Raw genomic sequence first — 21586 nt, 5'->3', positions numbered from 1 at the left:
ATTTAAAGGCAATTTTTATGCCAAGTAAAGATACAAAACTTATCAACAAATATAAAAGATTATGGCAAAATTAACAACTCGTGCTGAGGATTATTCTAAGTGGTACAATGAGCTTGTTGTAAAAGCAAATTTAGCTGAGAATTCGAAGGTTAGAGGGTGTATGGTGATCAAACCATATGGCTATGCTATTTGGGAAAAACTACAAGCAGAATTAGACAAAAGATTTAAAGAAACAGGTCATCAAAATGCTTATTTCCCCTTATTTGTTCCTAAAAGTTTATTCGAAGCCGAAGAAAAAAACGCAGAAGGTTTTGCAAAAGAATGTGCAGTTGTAACGCATTATCGATTGAAAAATGATCCTGATAATAAAGGAAAATTAATTGTAGATCCAGAAGCAAAATTAGAAGAAGAATTAATTGTTCGTCCAACTTCAGAAGCAATTATTTGGAGTACATACAAAGGTTGGATTCAGTCGTATCGCGATTTACCAATTTTGATTAATCAATGGGCAAATGTTGTGCGTTGGGAAATGCGTACGCGTTTGTTTTTGAGAACTGCCGAGTTTTTATGGCAAGAAGGACATACGGCTCACGAAACAAAAGATGAAGCAATTGCGGAAGCGCAACAAATGCAAGAAGTATATGCAGATGTTGTAGAGAATTTTATGGCAATTCCAGTTGTAAAAGGAAGAAAGTCAGATTCTGAGCGTTTTGCGGGTGCAGATGATACCTATACAATTGAAGCGTTGATGCAAGATGGAAAAGCCTTACAAGCGGGAACTTCTCACTTTTTAGGGCAAAACTTCGCAAAAGCTTTTGATGTTAAATTCGCTAGCAAAGAAGGAAAACAAGAATATGTTTGGGCAACTTCTTGGGGAGTTTCTACACGTTTGATGGGTGCATTAATTATGACGCATTCTGATGATTTAGGATTAGTTTTACCTCCAAAATTAGCACCAATTCAGGTTGTAGTTGTTCCAATTTATAAAACAGAAGAACAATTAGAAGAAATTCGTCAAGTGGTGGATAAATTTTCGTCTGAATTGAAATCGAAAGGAATTTCGATCAAATTTGATGATGATGATAAAACGAAACCAGGTTGGAAATTTGCTGAATACGAATTGAAAGGTGTTCCTGTACGAATAGCAATTGGACCAAAAGATTTAGAAAAAGGTCATGTTGAGGTTGCTCGTCGTGATACATTAGAAAAACAATTTATTGCGTTGGATAATGTGTCAACTGAAGTAGAGAAATTGTTAGAAGATATTCAAACTAATTTATTCCAAAAAGCGTCAGATTTTAGAGATACTCATACAACAGAAGCTACAACTTTTGAAGAGTTCAAAGATATTATCGAAAATAAAGGTGGTTTTGTTTCAGCTTTATGGGACGGAACAGAAGAAACAGAAGAAGCGGTAAAAAATGCGACGAAAGCAACAATTCGTTGTATTCCTCAAGCTTTTGAAACGCCTACAGAAGGAGTAGATGTTTTTTCTGGAAAACCTGCAAAATACAGAGTTTTATATGCAAAAGCATATTAAGAAATAAAGTACGTCAAATAAAAAAGGAGCTATTAATTAGCTCCTTTTTTATTTTGATGTTTTTTGGCGTGCAATTCTTTCAATGTCGCTTTTTGTTCTGGTGTAAAAACAGCATTGATTTCATTATTTTTTTAAAAACACTATAAATAATATTGTATTTACCAATAATCTTCTAGAAAATGAAAATATGGAGGAAAATATAGTTCAAAAGAAAAAGAGTAAAATAAAGGTAATTAGTAAATAAGTTGTGTTTTTATTTTATTTATATTAACATTTTATTTAGATTTGTATAATCTAATACTTTGCTATTCAATATGATTAAAAATATACTGTTTTTAGTTGTTGTGTTATTTTTAACATATACAACTTCTGCGCAAAATTACAATCCTGTAGTCAATTATAATATTAATGGAACTCCAATAAATGGTTTAAAGATCAAAACAAACCTTCCTTTTACAAATAGTTCTCAAATGCCAACCATTATAATTGAAGGCTATGCGTATGGTCAAGCTTCAACTATAGGAGTTATTCTTAATTACTATATTTTTAATGGGGAATTTATTAATTACTCTATTTCTTCATTTGGTGGATATTTGCCAAATATTTCTTTAGCTCAAGAAAATGGAAAAGTCATTATTTATATTAATGAAAAAACATATTTTTCACGCTTTTCAATAAGAGCTTTTGCTCAAGGAATGTCTGGTGATATTGCTAATAATTATGTAAATTGGAATATTGTAGATGAGCCTTTAATAGGTTCTAATATTGTTAATTTAAACTATAAAAACTCATTCCGCCAAGTAGATTTTAGTAATGGAATTATTACTAAAGAAGGAAAAATAGGTATTGGCACTAAAAACCCAGACGAATTATTATCTGTAAAAGGTAAAATTCATGCAAATGAAGTAAAAGTTGATTTAGCTGTCCCTGCAGATTATGTTTTTCAAAAATACTATACTGGAAATTCTTCATTAAATGCATCTTACCAATTTAAATCTTTGGAAGAAATTAAATCATTTACAGAACAACATCATCATTTACCCGATTTACCTTCTGCAAATGAGATTCAGCAAACAGGCTTGTCTTTAGGGGAAATGAATAACCTTTTACTTCAGAAAATAGAAGAATTAACACTACATTTAATTGAACAAAACGAAGAAATAAAAAAACTGAAGCAATCAATAAAAAATAATAAATAGTTTATGAAACAAATCTACTTTTTCATATACTTATTGCTAAGTATATTCGCTTTTGGTCAATATGCACCAAGTGAATTTATAACTTCTGTTACATTTCCTTCAAATTATCAAAAAGGAGATTATATTGAGTTTGTCTCAGTTGATCCAATTAATGCTTCTTCTTCTGGATATTTTGAAATTTCAATCTCATATACAAGAGGAAATATTGCGGCAGCAGCTACATTTTTAACATCGACATCTCATGCTAATTATGATAAATGGAGAGAAGCAAGTATTATAAATGCAAATGATTATACGGGGTATAATAATAGAAATTTTACTATTGACATTAATGGAGGTAAAAATATTATTAGGATAAGAGCTATAAATACTTTAGGAATTGATACACCATTAAAAATTGATATTAAAATTCGATCAATTAATATAAATGCAGATTGGCAAGTTTTAAATAATACTGGAAAAGATTCTTCTATTATTCCTCTACAACCTACAACAGATGAATGGACATTGTATGTAGGTAATTTAAGATCAGATGATAATGCTTCAATTGCTATTAAAGCAATTTCTAACGGTAATGTTGGGATAGGAACGTCTAATCCTAAAAACAAATTAGATGTCAATGGAACTGTACATGCTAAAGAAGTAAAAATAGATATGGACGGTTGGGCAGATTATGTTTTCAAGAAAGAGTATGATTTACCAACACTACAAGAAGTTGAAATGCATATCCAAGAAAAAGGTCATTTACCAAATATTCCTTCTGAAAAAGAAGTTCTTGAAAATGGTATTTCTGTTGGTGAAACTCAAAAGCTACTTCTTCAGAAAATAGAAGAGCTGACGCTTTATATCATTGAGCAAAATAAAAAACTAAAAAAGCAACAAGAAGAAATTAATCTTCTTAAACAAAAGTAATATGCGAAAATTCTACTTTTTAATTTTAATATGTACATCAATATTATCTAATGCTCAATCTTATAAACAAAAAGAGTTTAGAGTAAATTTTCCTAATGGAGTACCTAATCAAGCTGTTGATGTATTATTAGGTAACAGCTATTTGAATGGATGGATAGAGGTAAATATCTCTGGAACATATTCTAATGAAAATAGTGTAGGTATAATTAGAAAGAACTTTCAAGTAGGTATGAATCCCTCTAATGGTGTATGGAATTCTACTACTTCAAGAATTATTGAAGCTGAAGGTCTTTTAGTAAATAATATATATGTTGGTGATATTGTTTGGGACAATACAATAAATCAATATAAGCTAACTATTTTTCATACTAAATCTTCAGGAAATCCATATAGCATACATGTTACACAACATAGTTATACTGATGCTATTATAGATCAAGCAAACTTAAGCGCTGTGTATACAAATTATTTTCAAGGAATTCAAAAACATTCTGTTTATTATAATAATGCAATAGGTATAGGAGTCAAAGATCCTAAAAATATGTTAGACGTCAATGGAACAGTACATGCCAAAGAAGTAAAAGTTGATATGGATGGTTGGGCTGATTATGTATTCAAGGAAAAGTATGACTTACTAACACTGCAAGAAGTTGAAAAACATATCCAAGAAAAAGGTCATCTTCCGAATATTCCTTCTGAAAAAGAAGTTCTTGAAAATGGTATTTCTGTTGGAGAGACTCAAAAGCTTCTTCTTCAAAAAATTGAAGAACTGACGCTTTATATTATTGAACAGGATAAACGAATTAAAGAACTTGAAACAAAAAAATAATATGAAAAAAATTATAATCTCTTTACTATTCTTTCCTTTTGGAATTTTATATGCTCAACAGTTATTTAATCAAAATGTTGGAATAAAAGTCTCTACAGCTAAATCAACTTTGGATGTTCAAAATAGAATACTTATAGATTACAATGCTCCTATTTATGGAACTAAAATTTTATCAACACCTGAAAATGGTGGAGGTTGGGCTAGAGGATATTATTTTGGAGCTGATAACGATCTGAATGTGAATTTTGGAGGGTTAGGTGCATTTGGAGGCCCAAATACTTTAAACTATCTTTTTATTGGTAATGCTTATAATACGCCAACAATTAAAATTTTTCCTGAAACAAAATTAACAACTTTTCAAGGTAATGTAGGAATTGGCACAACTAATCCAGATGCAAAATTAGCTGTAAAAGGGAATATTCATGCTAACGAAGTAAAAGTAGATTTAGCTGTTCCTGCAGACTATGTTTTTCAAAAATATTATTCTGGGAGTTCTACTTTAAATCCATCTTATCAATTCAGATCTCTAAATGAGATTAAATCTTTCACTGAACAACATCATCATTTACCAGATTTACCTTCTGCTAAAGAAATTCAAGAAAATGGATTGAAGTTAGGTGAAATGAATAATCTTTTACTTCAAAAAATAGAAGAATTAACGCTTCATTTGATTGAACAGAATGAAAAAATATCTAAACAAGACGAAAAAATAGACCAATTAACTAAAGAAATAAATCAATTAAAACAGCAAATAAGATGAAAAAATTAATACTTCCTCTATTATTTTTTCCGATAGGATTAATTTATGCACAAAACTCTACGAAACTAATAATAAGAGACACAAGATCCATTAATGATTTACCAAACGCAAAATATTCGGGAATTGAAGCAGAATTTAAGTATCGAAATATTATTGGTGTACCTGGTTTAGGTAATTATTCTGCTAATCTTACAATTTCTCCTTGGAATGATAAAGATAATTCAGGAGGAGAAAATCATCAACTAAATTTTAATCAAGGTGGTATTTTCTACCGAAAAGCTTTACCGTTAGCAACAGAATGGGGAGCGTGGCAGCAATTAATTTTAGCTAATAATAATGGTAATGTTGGTATTGGAACTAATAACCCTGATGCTAAATTAGCTGTAAAAGGGAATATTCATGCTAACGAAGTAAAAGTAGATTTAGCTGTTCCTGCAGACTATGTTTTTCAGAAATATTATACAGGTAAATCTAGTTTAAATTCTACTTATCACTTCAGAACTCTAAATGAGATTAAATCTTTCACTGAACAACATCATCATTTACCAGATTTACCTTCTGCTAAAGAAATACAAGAAAATGGATTGAAGTTAGGTGAAATGAATAATCTTTTACTTCAAAAAATTGAAGAATTAACGCTTCATTTAATTGAACAAAATTCTAAAATCGACCAATTAACTCAAGAAATTAACCAATTAAAACAGAACTAATATGAGAAAAACTCTATTTTTTATTCTAACCATAATTTCATTTAGTTCAGTTTTGGCTCAAAAAACAATTACTGGTAATCAAAATCCTAGTCTAATTGTATATGATGAACAGTCCATTACTTTCACAAATGGAACACATATAAAAGCAACTAGTCAATCTAAATTTCATGCTTATATTGATAAAGTGTATACAAAAGATCCTTTAAATTTTAATTATGATATTTCTGGAAATCAAATAAAACGATATCTTAATATTACTATTACTTCTATTCCAAAAACAAGTTCGCCTAATATGACTTCTTTTGATAAAATAGAAATAGTACAAGAATCTATCAAAGAAATCGAAACAATTTTTCAGGTATATCCAAATCCAACACAAGGTCCTTTGAATATTAAATGGAATACAACTGAAGGTGTTCAAGATATTCAACTCTACAACTTAGCTGGTCAAGAAGTTAAAAATTATCAGGTAAATAAATTATCTAATAATATTGAAATGAATATTTCAAATGTCCCTTCTGGTATTTATGTATTACGATTTATAACAACAAAAGGAGAAGTTATATCTAGAAAAATTATTAAAAAATAACTCTATTAATCTTATAATTTATGAGTAAAAAAATATACTTTTTATTAAGTCTTATATTTGGTTGTTTTAATGTTATTCACGCTCAAACAATTAACTTTCAAGACACAAAAGGAGAATTAACTGTAGATGGTTCTGGAGCTGCTAATTATAAAGTTCCTATAGCTCTTCCTCCCGGAATTAAAGATGTTGCACCACAAATAGCCTTGACTTATTCTAGCTCTGGTAGTAATGGGATTGCGGGTTATGGATGGAATATTGTTGGAATATCTGCTATCAATAGGGTTGGTACTAGAATTGATTTAGATGGAGGAATTGACCCTGTTGATTTTGATGAAAATGATCAGTTTTCTTTAGAAGGTCAAAGACTAATCAAATTAGGAAATAATCAATTTGGAACTGAAAATTTTTCAAATATGAAAATTAGTGCCATAGATAATGAAAACAATCCTACTTCTTTTCGAATTGATTTTCCTGATGGCTCTATTGCATATTACGGCAATACTAGTGATTCAAAAAGTTTTTCAGAATATTTAATCAAAAAGTGGATTGATATTAACGGAAACTATGTGAAATATGAATATATAAAAGATAACAATGTTACATATATCTCGAAAATTATTTGGGGTGAGAATGAAAGAAAAGCAACAAACTATCAAAATACAATAGAATTTAACTACAAAGAAAAGTTACGTCGTGATATAGGTTTTATAAATGGTAACAAATTAATCAATAGTAAGATCTTAGATTATATTAATGTTACAACTGGAGGTTCTTTATTTAAAAAGTATCAGTTGTATCATACTCAAAATGAATTAAATTATCAATTTGTAGAAAAAATTCAAGAATTTAATCAAGTTGGGGAAGGGGCAAATCCTATTGTTTTTAATTATGAAAAATCTGAAAACGGGTATATTGCTTTTGGTCAACCATATTTAGCTACGACATCAAATAAACTTTCTAAGGTAAAGGTTAGTGGTGATTTCGATGGAAACGGAGAGGTTGATTTTATTTCAAATAACGAATTATATCTAAACCCGATAAATAATAATAACTGGGAAGCTAAAGCATTAGGTTACGATTATAATACACTTCTTGAGGATCCTATTGTAACTCTAGATGGAGACAAGAAACTTCAACAAAATTCTATAGCTCGTTTATTAAAAGATAAAAACTCTTTAACGATTGAAAGTCTTAGTTACAAAAATTCATTAGCTAAAATTACTACTGACTTTTCTAAACGAATGGAGTTAAAAACAACTGATGATCCTTCTCTTTTTGAGCCAAACTCATATCAACGTGGAAATTATGTAAGTTGTGATTTTGCAGGTGAAGAGCCTGTAATTAATCCTAAATATAAAGAGAGTGCTCAAACATTAATCGGAGATTTTAATGGTGATGGTTTATCTGAAGTAATAATCACTCATTTCGAAAAAGAATATCATGCTGAAGAAACGACAGTTTGTGAAGATTATGGAGCATATCCTCATTTTTTTAAAGATAATGTTTCTTTTTATGGTGATAAGAAAACTTATATGTTAAGTTTAAATCCAAAGGAATCAAGTAATTTTAATACAAACGGTTTTATTGAGATTGATAATAATATCAATCTATCTGATGCTTACGTTTTTGATTTTGATGGAGATGGAAAAGATGATATAATTTCGATCACGTATAATGGATCATATAGTGTAAAAACGTTTAATTATAAAACAGTTAATAATAAAGTATCAATTGAAACAATAACCTTGGCTACTGGGATTTTTCCAGAAGTTTCTGTTGCTAATAAAACTAAATCTGGGATTGTTTGGGGAGATTTTAATGGTGATGGAAGAGCTGATCTGATGATTCCTTATAGTGATGGAAATTCTAACTGGAGCATGTATCTTTCTAAAGGCAATTCTTTTGAAAAATATACGTATGAAAACTTTGAATTATTTCAACCAACTTGGAGTGGGCCTCCTACTATAAATAGAGTAAAACTAAGACAATATAGATCCATTGATATTAATAAAGATGGGAAAAGTGATTTCTTGATGAATGAATATGAAACTCTTCAAGTTTCTCCAGGAAATAGAAATGGAAGAGGGCATTTATATTTAAAACAAAATTTAGGTGTAGACTCAACTGGTAAAGTAATATTTGGATCAAACGAGCATACTCAAGTTAATTCTGACTACGGTTATCACACTCAAGATCATGAGCATATGCATTTTTTAATTGGAGAATTTGGTAGTAATCAAAATTCATATGGATATGCTTTTATCCAAGGAAACCAAATATGGAAAGGAGGGTATAAAAAAGATCAAAGTAAAGATGCTAGAATTGTAAAAGTTAATGAATCTAATGGAACAATTACGACAGATATTGTTTATGAACCTCTTAAACCTAATGCTTCAAATGGAGATTTAGGTAATGCTAATGGAACTTATTACTCTTCCTTCACGGAAAAGTTTCCTTATGTAGAAATTAAACAATTCCCTTCTTTGTATGTTGTTAAGGAGTTGAAATTAAATGCGTTAGGTAAAAGTAAAAAAAGATTATACAAATATTTTGGTTTAACAAGTCACTCTCAAGGGTTAGGTATACTAGGTTTTAAAAAAGTAGCTCAATCAAGCTGGATTGTAGATGGTATTAATAATACTACACCTGTTTGGACTGTTTCTCAAATGGATCCAAGTAAACGTGGGGCTACCTCTGTTTCATGGGCGTTTTCTGGTACGAATATAAATTTAATAGATTCTTACTCTGATAATAATTTATTGAGTAAAACAACTAATAATTACATCTATTCTAGTTTATCTGACAAACGATTTATCTTACTTCCTCAATCTACTATTGAAAATGATTTTATTTCTGGTGTAACTTCTAAAACAGAAAATACATACGATAACTATTATAATGTAGCGACTACCACTGAAACAAAAACCGCGAATGGTCAAACATTTAAATCAACAACAACTAATACAGTAGAGAATTTACCTAATTTATCGTCTTATATTATTGGTCGTTTAATTAAAGAAGTTAATAAAGTTGATGCTTATGGTGATTCTTATACATCTCAAAAGGAATATACATATGATAATAATAATAATATTTCTAAAACAAAAGTTACTGTACAAAACGAGGGTATACAGATTGTTGATTATACGTATGACACATATGGTAATGTTTTAACAATTACAGATAATGGAAAACAATTGTCTGGATTAGCAGAACGTATAGCTGTTAGAAAAATCGAAAATATATATGATCCGAATGGGCGTTTTGTCATTAAGAAAAAAGATATTGAAGGATATGAAACTAATTTAGAATATAATTTACTAGGACAGGTTACAAAAGAAACAGATAAATTTGGAGCTGTAACTTCTACTGAATATGATAATTGGGGAAAACTTTTGAAAGTTACATTAAGTGGTTCAAGTACAACACCTCTTATTACTCAATATCAATATAATCGTGATAATAATGGATGGAATATCGTCTCTTTTAATGATCAAACAAAAGCTTATAAAGCACAATATTTTGATGCTGTAGGGAATAATGTTAAAAATACAATCAAAGGATTCTCTGATGGACAATATATTTCTACATCTACTGAATATGATTTTTTAGGAAGAAAATTAAGAGAAAGTCAACCTTATTTTAGCTCTCCTTCTCAATGGAGAACATATGAATATGATCATCTATTACGCCCAATTAGAATTGTAAGTCATACAGGGTTAATTCTTACAAATAGTTACAATGGTCTTAGTGCAACAACAGTTGAAGGAGTTCGTTCTAAAAAAATAACGAAAGATGCTGTAGGTAACACTGCCCAGTTAGTTGATAATGGAACAGAAACGATTAATTATACTTATAACCCTAATGGTACTGTAAAAACAACAACGTATGGTTCTCATGTTATCACAACAGGGTATGATGTATGGGGAAGACGTACTTCCTTATTAGATCCATCTGTTAGCTCAACACCTTATACGTATTCTTTTACTGCATTTGATGAAACAAAAGAAGAAAAAATGCCTGAAGGGACTACAACATATAAGTATAATGCTGTAGGAAAAATAACAGAAAAAACGACAACTGGTAAATCGAATATTTCGATTAAATATACCTATGATGACGCTAAAAAAGGTGTATTAAGTAAAGAATACGGAACAAATGAAGGAAATAGTTTCTCGAATGATATTACCTATGATAATTTTTATAGAATTGCTGGTAAAAATGAAGTAACTCCTAGATTTGTTTTTGGAAAACAATTTGTTTATGATGAGTTTGGACGTATCATGAATTCTGAATCATGGACAATGACAAATAATAAGCGTGTTCAAACAGTTATTCTAAATCATCAATACAACCAATACAATGGTGAATTAAATCTTCTATTGGATATTTCTAAAGGAGTTGGAAAGGTTGTTTGGAAAGCTAACGCTAAAAATGAAAGAGGTCAAACGCTTAATGCAACATTAGGAGGATTAATTACTGTTGAAAATACCTATGATGCTTATGGTAATATTACCAATATTAATAATAAAAAAGGTAATGATTGGTTATATAATGTAAATTATGAATATCAAGTTGATCGTGGTTTACTAACCAAACGTACAGATTCTCATTTTGCTTGGGAAGAAAATTTCACTTATGATACTTTCGATCGTTTAACATCATGGTCTTCTCCTAATGGGACTAATTATAATACCTATTTAACAGATGGTCGTATTGATGTAAATAATCAAGTTGGAAAGTATGCCTATAATTCCACAGCGAAATATAAAAAACAATCTATTCAGTTAAATGCTCCAGGTAACGATTATTACTCTCGAAGAAAACAACAAGAAATTACCTATGATGCTTTTAAACGTCCTTTATCTATTTCTGAACAAGGAAGAGGAAATGTAGACTTTCAATATGGTATAAATGGAGGAAGATATTATGCCCTAAAACAAGATTTGTTAGCCAGTAAAACAACAGAGAAATACTATTCTCAAGATGGCACAATGGATATTTCTGTCGATCAAAATGGCAATACAAAAATTATAAATTATATATCTTCTCCATACGACACTCCATTTATTTATGTTACAGAACTAAATTCTGCTTTAATCACAACCAAGGAAGGATATCATTACTTAGCACGTGATTTCCAAGGTTCGGTTATGGCTATTTACGATGCAAATGCAAATGTTGTAGAACGTCGTTTATTTGATCCTTGGGGAAATATTGTAAAAGTACAAGACGCAAATGGAAATATCACAGAAGGTGAAAATGCTAAACTTATTTTCTTAGATCGTGGGTATACAGGTCACGAGCATTTTTCTGAAGTAGGTATTATTCACATGAATGGACGTATTTACGATCCCGTTCTGAAACAATTTTTAAGTCCAGATAATTTTATACAAGATTCTGAAAATTCTCAAAGTTATAACCGCTATGGGTATGCATGGAATAATCCTCTAAAATATTGTGACCCATCTGGTGAAGTATTCATTATTGCTGGTTCTGTTGCCTTAGGATCTATGGTTATTGGAGCTATTATTGGAGGAGTTATTTATACAGGCCTTTCATTATATTATGGTGATTTTAGTTGGGGTGGACTTTTTAAAAATATAGTTATAGGAGCTGTAAGTGGTTACATATCAGGGGGAATAAGTTCTACTCTTCAAGGAATTTCAACTTCAGCAACTCAAGCAGGAACTTCCGCAGCTAAAATTAGCTTAGGTCTAAAAGCTTTGAAATTAGGTTTAACTTCTTTTACTCAAGCTACTATACAAGGTATATCTGGAGGTAATCCTAGTCAAAGTTTATTTAATAATATGATTGGGAGTGTTGTTGGAGGTTTTGTAAATTTTGGTTCTTCTAACATTGGTATGATATTATCTGGTGCAATTTCTGGTGGGATAACTTCAGAATTAACAGGTGGCAACTTTTGGGAAGGTGCAGCAATAGGTCTTACTATTAGTAGTCTTAATTATGCATTTAACGATATAAAAAGTCCAAAAAAAACTTCTAATAATTCAGTAGAAAAAGAATCTTCTACTTCTGGAACAGAAATTATAAATCCTAATGCTAGTCAAACAATAGGTGCAAAAGCTGTTAGAATATTAGGAGCTATGATTGCTTATGATTCTAGTAAGACAGTATTAGGAAAATCCCTACAAATTTTGAGTCATTTTACTTGGGAACTACCGCAACAAATTTTCGGACTATTGACAGCGCAGTTTACAAACCTTATTGGAGGTATTGAAAATGTTCATAGATTTAGTAATGGATCTGTTTTATTAGAAAGTAAATATTTAATGTTTGACGTTGGTTTTACAATGGGGAATTTAATGACTGTAGGTATAAATTCGTCTTCAGAAGTCATTAAACATGAATATGGTCACTATATACAGAGTAGAAGATTTGGACCATTATGGACACTTGGTTTTGGAATTCCTAGTATTTTAAATGCATGGATTAATGGAGGAGAGGATACATTAGAATTATATGAACAAAAATTTTACACAGAAGGTAATGCAGGTGCATTAGGAAGAAAATATTGGTAAATATGAAAAAACATATTGTTTTACTTAGTTTTTTATTATCTATTATAAGCTGTTATCCTGGATATAACGTTTATATTATAAATAACACTAATTCTAAAATTGAATTACAAACCTATCCATCAATAGAAAAAAGGATAGGAATAAAACAAGGCATTTCCTATAATAAAATTAATTCTAAAAAAATAAATGGAATAGATAATTTTGAGGAAGGAATCTACAACTTAAATCCAAATGATAGTATTTTTTTATTTGGAAATAGAGGTTCACTAGGGAATTATTTGCCCTTTAATTCTGTTAAAATAAAAAAATATGATACTTTAGAAATAAAAAATTCTAATCTTTTAGATAATATTAATTATAAAAAAGGGCATAAATATTATATTGTAATAAGGTAATGTTTTAGAAGTGTTGTTATTTCATAATACATTAATTACAAGTAAATAAATTCTTAATACCATAAAAGGCAAACAAATGTTTGCCTTTTATTATTTTATAAAATTCTCTCAAATTATATCATTTAACGTAAAAAATATTACACCTAAATAAAGCTGTGTTTTAACCTATCTTCTTCGATAATCCTTCGACCGTTGTTCGACTGTTGTTCGACAAAACAATCTTTTTCTCGAACCATTGTCGAAGGACACTCGAACAAACCCCGAAGAAATAGGCTATTTTACTATTATAAAATATAGACGACAAAATAAGAGGTATACCTTGTTGTGTAAAGTGTTTTTGGAATGTGCAATAATGTAAGTTAGTATTCTATAGATAGTAAGATTTGCTTCTACTTTATAGCATTATTATTTCTCATACGTTAATAATGGAATGTAAAAAGAGTTTTATCTACTAAAATAAAATTAAAAACTGCAAGACAATTGGCAGAAGTTAAATAAATAAAGGCTCTTATTGGAGCCTTTATGATTTTGTATAATTATTAAATGATTTGTCATCGAAAAATGAACTTAAACTTATATTAAGTATACGGCATAAATTTTTAATAGTATATATAGTTAATCCATCCTCATTGTTCAAATTTGTCCATTTATTAATAGCTTGGCGATCTTTATCAGATAAATTAGCTAAATCTGATTTTGATATTTTCTTTTTTTCTAAAATAGTTAAAAACCTTCTTTTTATAGTATCTCTTAACTCTTTATCTTCATTACTTAACTTAGGCATGAGACAATTTTAAGAGTTTATTAAAAAATTATTGTAAACTATTTGGTTTACATTTTTTTTGTTTATACATTTGAATAAATAAAAGAATATCAATTATTTAAAAATAAAAGTAATTATTACTTTTTCTCTTGTATTAGAAAACTGGCACTTTTCACTAAAAGGAACAAGAAAAATAAGTAGTTTTGCTCACGACCTAGGCGTGAGCTCACTTATTGTTCCTTTGGGTATGCCAGTACCTCTAATACATTAAGATGAGTTCCACGCCTTTTTTGTTTTTGGTCGTTTCTTCCATAACAATAGCATTGGACTTCATACAATATACTTGGTTTAATTCCTCTACAAATCAAGTAAAATACTCTCTCTAAAAATATGTGTTTCGGATAAAGAAATGCACAGACGGTTATTAGATTCTACTAGAATTGTAAGATGTTTTTAAGTATTAAGTAAAATGTAAAAAGTATTATGTATTCAGATTAAGGATGAGGTTTTGAGATAAGTTCAGAATGACAACGAGATGAGGTTCTGAACATAATTACGATAATAAGAAAATGATTAGTAGTTCATTATTTTATTACATTCATTTTTTATTCATGAGTTATTATTATTTCAAATGAATTCATATGCCCTACGGGGAACCTTGATGAAAAAACATTTGAGATTAAGAATTTGAAATTAAAAGGAGAAGCTCCAGTGGAGCTTAGGTAAAAATTGTTACAAGTTGATTAATAATTATATGTTCATTTTTATTCATGAGTTATTATTGTTTTCATATGAATTCATATGCCCTTCGGGGAAGTCTTGACACAAAAACGAACCAAAAAAGTCAAGTCTGTGCTTACAAGTCGGTCAATAATGGCTACTCGCTAAATGCTTTAGAACATTCGCATGTGAAATGCGAAGAGTAAATCATTTTTGACGCTCACTACGCCGAATTGACGCTCGACTTTTGAGTAATGACGGTTTCTAAATTCGTTGTTATAAATGGATTTGAGTATTGAAAAAGAATTAAGAAAATGTCATATGATTTGGAGGCGAGTGTCAAAAAGTTGAAAGTCATGGTTAAAATGTTTTACTGTTTGCGTAGCAAATGATTTAAAACATTGAATGGCTGAAACTTAATTTGACCGTCGAAAATCAAAGACAAGTCTTTTTTCGTTAGTTTTTTTGACTAAAAAAAGTGACAAAATATTCTTTGATACCTCGAGATGACATATTAGATGCAACTCTGCACTTCGAGAGTTTCAGTGACCATATTAAGTAGGACAGAAAAGATTTCTCACCACATAGGTACATAGAACTGGATGTTGAAAATAAAGAGCAATAGAGAAGATAAATCTTTATAACAGAGTAAGGAGATAGCTATGTTTCAGTTTACTGAACTATGGAATCTCTAAAATAAAAAAAGGGAGAATGCCTATGTTTCTATTGTGGTTAGAAAAGTTTAGGATGCGATTCTGATACAAGCTCAGAATGACGAAATCCTTTGTTAAAAGTGAATTTGATTATTAATAAGAATAAAGACGTAAAGCGTTGGACGTTGAGTGTATAACGTAAAAAAATACCCTCCCTTTCCCAAAAACAAAGTTGGCGCGATGTACTGGAAAAGGAGTGGCTTTTAAAACTAATGTTGAATTAAAAAAATATGAAAAACTATATTCATTCATTTTTGTCTTGACACAAAAACGAACCAAAAAAGTCAAGACTGCGATTTTCGACGTTCAATAACCATTTCACACACTAAAAAGATTAAATGATTCGCATACGCTCACTAATCTTTTTTACGCTTGTTTCAATGGATTGAAACTCGTCTGCAAATCGTATGTCAGCTTTAAAATTCGTTGTTAAAGTGAATTTGAATGTTAATAAGATTAAAAACGTTAAGCGTAAAAAAACAAAAACCCTTTTCCTAAAAACAAAGTTGGCGCGATGTACTGGAAAAGGAGTGGCTTTTAAAACTAATGTTGATTTTTAAAAACGATGTTAAAACGTAGAACGTCATACGTATCACGTAAAACATAAATAAACCACCCTTATTATGCTAGAAAAAGAATTTGAATTATTAAAAAAAGGTGATTCTACTGCTTTCGAACATATTTATATCAGATATCATAAACGTATCTTTTGGTTTGGTAAACAAATAATTACGGATGAATTTGTTGTGGAATGTTTGTTACAAGATGTGTTTCTGAAACTTTGGGAATATCGTGAGAAAATAGAATCTCCTGATCATATCTTTTTCTTTTTGAGATATGTTATGAAATACAGTTGCTATTCGCATTATGCTAAACCGAAGAATAAGTTTTTTGCAATGGTAAACTCGCTAGAGAGTTATGAGAATTATCAAAGTTATTTAGCTAGATATGATCCTGCTGATAATATTGAAAACCTGAACGAACAAGAAACACAACAGCACTATTTTGATGAAATTATAAAAGTATTACCCCTATTAAGTACTGAAAGAAAACATTTGATAGAACTCTGTTTAAAACATGGATTTCAGTATAAAGTGATTGCTAAAGCAATGGGAAGAGGAATCACTGAAACGAGTAATGAAATAAAACATGCTATAGCGGATCTTAAGAAGATTTTAAGTCTTCAAGATAAGTTGGTAAGTAAAACCAAAACAGTCTCGACTATAGAGAAGCAAGATCAAATATCTGAAACACAATCATTGATTTTAAAACTTCGATGTGAGCATAAACAATCTTTTGCCAATATCGCTGAAGAATTACAATTGTCTCAGAAAGAAGTGCACAACGAATTTATAGTCGCTTATAAATTTACCCAACAAAATAAAGTTCAATCCCTAAACTATTGACGATGGAAAAATCTACTTTAATACTCACTCGAAAAATACGGTTAATCGTTGATTTACCAACTCAAGAAGAACGTAAAGAGGCATTAGACAAGCTTTATAGATGGCGAAACAGATGTTATAGAGCCGCTAATTTGATCGTTTCTCATTTGTATATACAAGGGATGGTGAAAGAGTTTTTGTATCTCTCAGAAGGGGTTGTACATAAGTTAGTTGATGAAAAGAAAGATGAAACTGGAATCTTACAACGTTCGCGAATAAATACCACTTATCACGTGATATCAAATCGTTTTAAAGGTGAAATTCCGATGAATATATTAACTTGTTTAAATAGTAGACTCCACAGTTTATACAACAAAGATTCTCAAAGATATTGGAAAGGAGAAGCTTCGTTAAAAAACTTCAAACGGGATATGGCATTTCCTTTTGGAGCAGAAAGTATTAGTAAATTATCTTATCATCCCGAGAAAAAAAGTTTTTGTTTTCGGTTGTTTCAACTTCCATTCAAAACCTACTTAGGAAAAGATTTTACAGGTAATAAAAAACTACTGGAACAAGTAGTAAATGGTGAAATTAAACTTTGTACGTCGCAAATAAAAATAGAAAAAGGTAAAATATTTTGGTTAGCTGTTGTAGAAATTGAAAAAGAAAAAAATCAATTACAACCAGATATTATTGCAGAAGTTTCCTTGTCATTAGAATATCCGTTGGTTGTAAAAATAGGTAGATCTCAGCTAACCATTGGTAGCAAAGAAGAATTTTTGTACAGAAGATTAGCGATACAAGCTTCTCGTAAAAGAATACTAGAAGGAGTGCCTTATTGCAAAGGAGGGAAAGGAAAAGCAAGAAAATTAAAAATAGCAAAAAAATTAAAAAATACAGAGAGTAAATATGTTCATCATCGGCTACATGTTTACAGTAGAATGTTAATTGATTTTTGCGTTGAAAAAAAAGCAGGAACGATAGTTATTCTAGATCAAGAAGAAAAAATAGAAATAGCAAAAGAAAAAAGATTTGTCCTAAGAAACTGGAGTTATTATGAACTCATTAATAAAATAAAATACAAAGCTGATAAAGCAGGTATTGAGCTTATAACAGCTTAAACCATAATTTTAGAGGGTGATTTGTACACCCATAGGGTGAGGTAATTGTTAAAACTCACTAAATGTTAATAATATATACAAACGGGGGAATTTTTTAAATTTTATTGAAACTTGCTAGATACTCCCAATATAAAGGCAAGATAAAGGCAACATAGTGGCAGTAGAATGTATGCAATTATTTTTCTAACTTAGAATTGTGATGGTAATATAGTTGCTTTATACAAAAGCATAAACGTATTAAGTTACAATAATTATTAAAATAAAAAAAGGAGCTATTAATTAGCTCCTTTTCTATTTTGATGTTTTTTGGCGTGCAATTCTTTCAATGTTGCTTTTTGTTCTGGTGTAAAAACAGCATTAATTTCATTAAACTCTTTTTGACGAACTTCTTTCATTTTCTTTTTCAATTCAATTTTTTCGTCTTTGTAGCTGTCCTCAATTTGTTTGATTTTGATGACTTGAGCATCTGTCAAGTTCAAATCTTTTTTTAATTGTTGTAATTTCTGCTCTCTTGATCCTTCATTTCTGTCTTGCGCTGAAGCAGTTGTTAAAGTGAAAGCAATTAATCCTAATCCTACATATTTATAAAATGCTGTTCTCATAATTATCAACTTTTTTGTTTTATTTACTCTTAAGACTTCAAAAAAATAAAAAGGTTTAAAACGATAAATGTTAAAGTTTTTCGGTTATGATGAAATCTTTTAAAAGATGTAACATTTGAGACGAATTATCGACCAATATTTTTTGAAATTATTTTTGAAATCGATTAAACCTTTTCCAAAAAGGATTGTCAAACAAGTTGTAAAATTATAAAACTACAAAACGAAAAATTAAACAAATGAGGTTAAGAAGTTTATTTGCTTTGATTTTTATTTGTGTTTGTGCAGGATTGAATGCGCAAGAGCTTTTAAAAATTAAAGGGAAAGTCTTATCAAGTGAAAACAAGCCTGTAGAATACACTACAATATCGCTTGAAAGCTCGGAAGATGGAGTTGTGGCAGAAGCGGCAACAGATGCAAAAGGAGAATTTACAGTAGAAGCAAAGGCTGGGCAATATGTTATTGTGATTGAGCCATTGGGATACGATGTAATAGAAAAACAGATTAATTTAGAATCAGCTTTAGATTTAGGAACTTTTACTGTAAAAACGACGCAAACAGTTTCGTTAGGAGCAGCAGTTGTTACAGCGGAAAAGCCTATTTATAAAGTAGAATTGGACAAGAAAGTATATGATATGGCGAATGATCCAATGTCGCAAGGTCAAACATTGTCTGATGCTTTAGCAAATGTACCATCGGTTTCTGTTGATGCGGAAGGAAATGTTTCGTTGAGAGGAAATGATAATGTAAAGTTCTTGATTGATGGAAAACCTTCGGGAATGTTAGGAGTTTCTGATGTAGCAGAAGCGTTAAAAAATATTCCGGCCGAAAATGTAGAGCGTATCGAATTGGTGACAAACCCTTCTGCACGTTACGAGGCTTCTGGTTCTGCAGGGATTATCAATATTGTTTTAAAGAAAGGTTCTAATACAGGTTTTAATGGTTCTGTAACGTTAAATGGAGGAATTCCTAAAATGGTTGGAGGAAACGTCAACTTAAATTACAAAACAAAAAAATATAACATTTTTACAACTTTAGGTTCTCGTTTTATGGACAGAGAAGGTGAAGGTTCTGCTTTTATGACAAGTTATAATGAAGGAACGGATGTTGTAAAACAATATAGATCAACTAATCGTGATAATAATAGAATTCGTAGAAATTATAACATTCGTTTGGGTGGAGAATATTATTTAGATGATAAAAATACAATAGGTTTATCTGCAGGTTATCGTTATAACAATGGAAATAACAATGCTTTAGTTGATTATAATTATTTTGATAATGCAATGACTTTCTTGAAGAATGAATATAATCTTCAGAAAGAGAAAGAAATCGAAAATAACTTTGATTTAGATTTTAATTACAAACACGAGTTTGATAAAAAAGGTCATGAATTTGTATTCACAGGACGTTTTTCATCTCAAAAAGAAGACGAAGATGGTTTTGTTAATGGTTTGACAAAAGTATTAGACAAAACAACTGGTAACTATAAAGATGAAATTACAAATCGTATTACTGATAATTTAGAAGATCAGAAAAATGTTGTGTTAACAGCAGATTATGTTCGTCCAATTGGTGAAAAAGGAAAATTTGAATTAGGTGCTCGTGCAGATTTTAGTGATACGAAAACTAATAACAAAACATTCTTTTTAACTGACGCTGGAGATTATGAAGAAGATAGTAGATTCTTTGCGAATGTAGATAATCAACAAAATGTATTTGCAGCTTATACACAATATGGAAATGCAATTGGAGAAAAATTTCAGTACTTCGCAGGTTTACGTTTGGAGAGTTCTGATATGAAAATTAAAAACTACACAAGTGGAGAAAATATTTCAAAAAAATATACAGATTTATTTCCAACATTAACGTTGAATTATAAGTTTACTGAGAAAAACGAATTACAATTAAGTTATTCTCGTCGTGTTCGTCGTCCAATGGGATTCATGTTAATGCCTTTCTTTTCTGCAACAGATGATAGAAATGTAAGAAATGGTAATCCAGATCTTAATCCTACTTATACAAATTCATACGAGTTAGCTTATATCACAACTGTAGGAAAGTTGATGGTGACGCCAAGTTTATTTTACCAAAGAACAACTGATATGATTAATCAGTTTCAACGTAAAAATTATAACGATAACGGAGATGATGTATTTATTACAAAACCAATCAATGTTGGTGATGAAGATCGTTATGGTTTAGATTTAACAGCGACTTACAAACCAGCTAAATGGTGGAGTTTGATGTTCAATGTAAACTTATTTGGATACAATAGAACAGGTTTCTACGAAGAAACAAACGTTGTAAAAGATCCTGTAACAGGAGTAGAAAGTACAAAAGTAGATACGCAAGATTTTTCTGGAGATGGATTTAGTTCTCGTGGACGTTTGTCATCTAACTTTACATTACCTGCAGATTTCAAAATTCAGGTTGCTGGAAATTATATGGGAAGTATAAAAACAGCTCAACAAAAAACAGAAGATAACTTGTCAATGGATTTCTCTTTATCAAAAGATTTGTTCAAGAAACAAGCTACATTATCTTTAAATATTCGTGACGTGTTCAATTCAAGAAAAAGAGAATCTACGACTTATGGAGCAGATTACACAAATTACGAAAGTATGCGTTGGATGAAACGTTCATTAAATTTATCATTTACATATCGTTTTAAGAAAACAAACGAAAGAGAAAAGAATAAACAACAACGCCCTGACGGTGAAGAAATGGGAGGTGGAGAAGAAATGCAAATGCAAACTCAAACGCCTTCTTAATGAATTAGTTTGAAAATAATCGATAAAAAAAGGTT

14 protein-coding genes are annotated in these 21586 nt (G+C 30.0%); 12 read left to right on the top strand and 2 right to left on the bottom strand.

The features are described 5' to 3' along the window. The first annotated feature begins 61 nt into the window (after window positions 1-61). The 9 genes from proS to B4A23_RS09180 all read left to right on the top strand — a co-directional run bounded on the left by proS (window position 62) and on the right by B4A23_RS09180 (window position 13476). Window positions 62-1540: a proline--tRNA ligase gene (gene proS / locus B4A23_RS09220; RefSeq protein ID WP_291119230.1), complete on the top strand. Its 1479-nt coding sequence runs from the start codon at window positions 62-64 to the stop codon at window positions 1538-1540. 314 nt (window positions 1541-1854) lie between these two features. Further along, entirely contained in the window at window positions 1855-2739 is an 885-nt protein-coding gene (locus B4A23_RS09215) for a hypothetical protein (protein ID WP_291119228.1), read from the top strand. 3 nt (window positions 2740-2742) lie between these two features. Beyond that, on the top strand, window positions 2743-3651 hold the full coding sequence (locus B4A23_RS09210) for a hypothetical protein (protein ID WP_291119225.1): 909 nt from the start codon (window positions 2743-2745) through the stop codon (window positions 3649-3651). A 1-nt stretch (window position 3652) separates the two neighbouring features. Next, a complete protein-coding gene (locus B4A23_RS09205; RefSeq protein WP_291119223.1) occupies window positions 3653-4480 on the top strand; it encodes a hypothetical protein in 828 nt (275 codons plus the stop codon). 1 nt (window position 4481) lies between these two features. After that, a complete protein-coding gene (locus B4A23_RS09200; protein WP_291119220.1) occupies window positions 4482-5240 on the top strand; it encodes a hypothetical protein in 759 nt (252 codons plus the stop codon). Beyond that, a complete protein-coding gene (locus tag B4A23_RS09195) occupies window positions 5237-5950 on the top strand; it encodes a hypothetical protein (protein ID WP_291119218.1) in 714 nt (237 codons plus the stop codon). Before B4A23_RS09200 ends, B4A23_RS09195 begins: the two co-directional genes overlap by 4 nt. A gap of 1 nt (window position 5951) precedes the next feature. After that, window positions 5952-6539 (top strand): T9SS type A sorting domain-containing protein, encoded by a 588-nt coding sequence (locus B4A23_RS09190; RefSeq protein ID WP_291119215.1) that lies wholly within the window; start codon window positions 5952-5954, stop codon window positions 6537-6539. Window positions 6540-6559: 20 nt separating this feature from the next. Then, window positions 6560-13081, top strand: a complete 6522-nt coding sequence (locus B4A23_RS09185) for an RHS repeat-associated core domain-containing protein (RefSeq protein ID WP_291119212.1) — start codon at window positions 6560-6562, stop codon at window positions 13079-13081. 2 nt (window positions 13082-13083) lie between these two features. Further along, entirely contained in the window at window positions 13084-13476 is a 393-nt protein-coding gene (locus B4A23_RS09180) for a hypothetical protein (protein ID WP_291119209.1), read from the top strand. A 520-nt stretch (window positions 13477-13996) separates the two neighbouring features. Here B4A23_RS09180 and B4A23_RS09175 read toward each other — a convergent pair. Next, window positions 13997-14260, bottom strand: coding sequence for a helix-turn-helix transcriptional regulator (locus B4A23_RS09175; protein ID WP_291119206.1), 264 nt, complete (start codon window positions 14258-14260; stop codon window positions 13997-13999). Between the two features lie 2035 nt (window positions 14261-16295). Between B4A23_RS09175 and B4A23_RS09170 the strand changes: the two genes are divergently transcribed. Further along, window positions 16296-17078, top strand: a complete 783-nt coding sequence (locus B4A23_RS09170) for an RNA polymerase sigma factor (protein WP_291119203.1) — start codon at window positions 16296-16298, stop codon at window positions 17076-17078. Between the two features lie 2 nt (window positions 17079-17080). Beyond that, a complete protein-coding gene (locus B4A23_RS09165) occupies window positions 17081-18178 on the top strand; it encodes a hypothetical protein (protein WP_291119200.1) in 1098 nt (365 codons plus the stop codon). Window positions 18179-18453: 275 nt separating this feature from the next. Here B4A23_RS09165 and B4A23_RS09160 read toward each other — a convergent pair whose 3' ends face one another. Beyond that, window positions 18454-18780, bottom strand: a complete 327-nt coding sequence (locus B4A23_RS09160; RefSeq protein WP_286484951.1) for a Spy/CpxP family protein refolding chaperone — start codon at window positions 18778-18780, stop codon at window positions 18454-18456. A gap of 236 nt (window positions 18781-19016) precedes the next feature. On the opposite strand from B4A23_RS09160, the gene B4A23_RS09155 reads away from it, so the two are divergent. Further along, window positions 19017-21551, top strand: a complete 2535-nt coding sequence (locus tag B4A23_RS09155; RefSeq protein ID WP_291119196.1) for an outer membrane beta-barrel family protein — start codon at window positions 19017-19019, stop codon at window positions 21549-21551. Window positions 21552-21586 lie beyond the last annotated feature (35 nt).

It is taken from the genome of Empedobacter sp. UBA7248, assembly GCF_002472945.1.
GTDB classification, from domain to species: Bacteria; Bacteroidota; Bacteroidia; order Flavobacteriales; family Weeksellaceae; genus Empedobacter; species Empedobacter falsenii_C.
This window is presented reverse-complemented; position numbering and strand designations above follow the sequence as displayed.

What these genes read in the sequence shown, in the direction of transcription:
- proS (WP_291119230.1), top strand. Translation starts at nt 62, where the DNA reads ATGGCAAAATTAACAACTCGTGCTGAGGATTATTCTAAGTGGTACAAT.
- B4A23_RS09215 (WP_291119228.1), top strand. Translation starts at nt 1,855, where the DNA reads ATGATTAAAAATATACTGTTTTTAGTTGTTGTGTTATTTTTAACATAT.
- B4A23_RS09210 (WP_291119225.1), top strand. Translation starts at nt 2,743, where the DNA reads ATGAAACAAATCTACTTTTTCATATACTTATTGCTAAGTATATTCGCT.
- B4A23_RS09205 (WP_291119223.1), top strand. Translation starts at nt 3,653, where the DNA reads ATGCGAAAATTCTACTTTTTAATTTTAATATGTACATCAATATTATCT.
- B4A23_RS09200 (WP_291119220.1), top strand. Translation starts at nt 4,482, where the DNA reads ATGAAAAAAATTATAATCTCTTTACTATTCTTTCCTTTTGGAATTTTA.
- B4A23_RS09195 (WP_291119218.1), top strand. Translation starts at nt 5,237, where the DNA reads ATGAAAAAATTAATACTTCCTCTATTATTTTTTCCGATAGGATTAATT.
- B4A23_RS09190 (WP_291119215.1), top strand. Translation starts at nt 5,952, where the DNA reads ATGAGAAAAACTCTATTTTTTATTCTAACCATAATTTCATTTAGTTCA.
- B4A23_RS09185 (WP_291119212.1), top strand. Translation starts at nt 6,560, where the DNA reads ATGAGTAAAAAAATATACTTTTTATTAAGTCTTATATTTGGTTGTTTT.
- B4A23_RS09180 (WP_291119209.1), top strand. Translation starts at nt 13,084, where the DNA reads ATGAAAAAACATATTGTTTTACTTAGTTTTTTATTATCTATTATAAGC.
- B4A23_RS09175 (WP_291119206.1), bottom strand. Translation starts at nt 14,260, where the DNA reads ATGCCTAAGTTAAGTAATGAAGATAAAGAGTTAAGAGATACTATAAAA.
- B4A23_RS09170 (WP_291119203.1), top strand. Translation starts at nt 16,296, where the DNA reads ATGCTAGAAAAAGAATTTGAATTATTAAAAAAAGGTGATTCTACTGCT.
- B4A23_RS09165 (WP_291119200.1), top strand. Translation starts at nt 17,081, where the DNA reads ATGGAAAAATCTACTTTAATACTCACTCGAAAAATACGGTTAATCGTT.
- B4A23_RS09160 (WP_286484951.1), bottom strand. Translation starts at nt 18,780, where the DNA reads ATGAGAACAGCATTTTATAAATATGTAGGATTAGGATTAATTGCTTTC.
- B4A23_RS09155 (WP_291119196.1), top strand. Translation starts at nt 19,017, where the DNA reads ATGAGGTTAAGAAGTTTATTTGCTTTGATTTTTATTTGTGTTTGTGCA.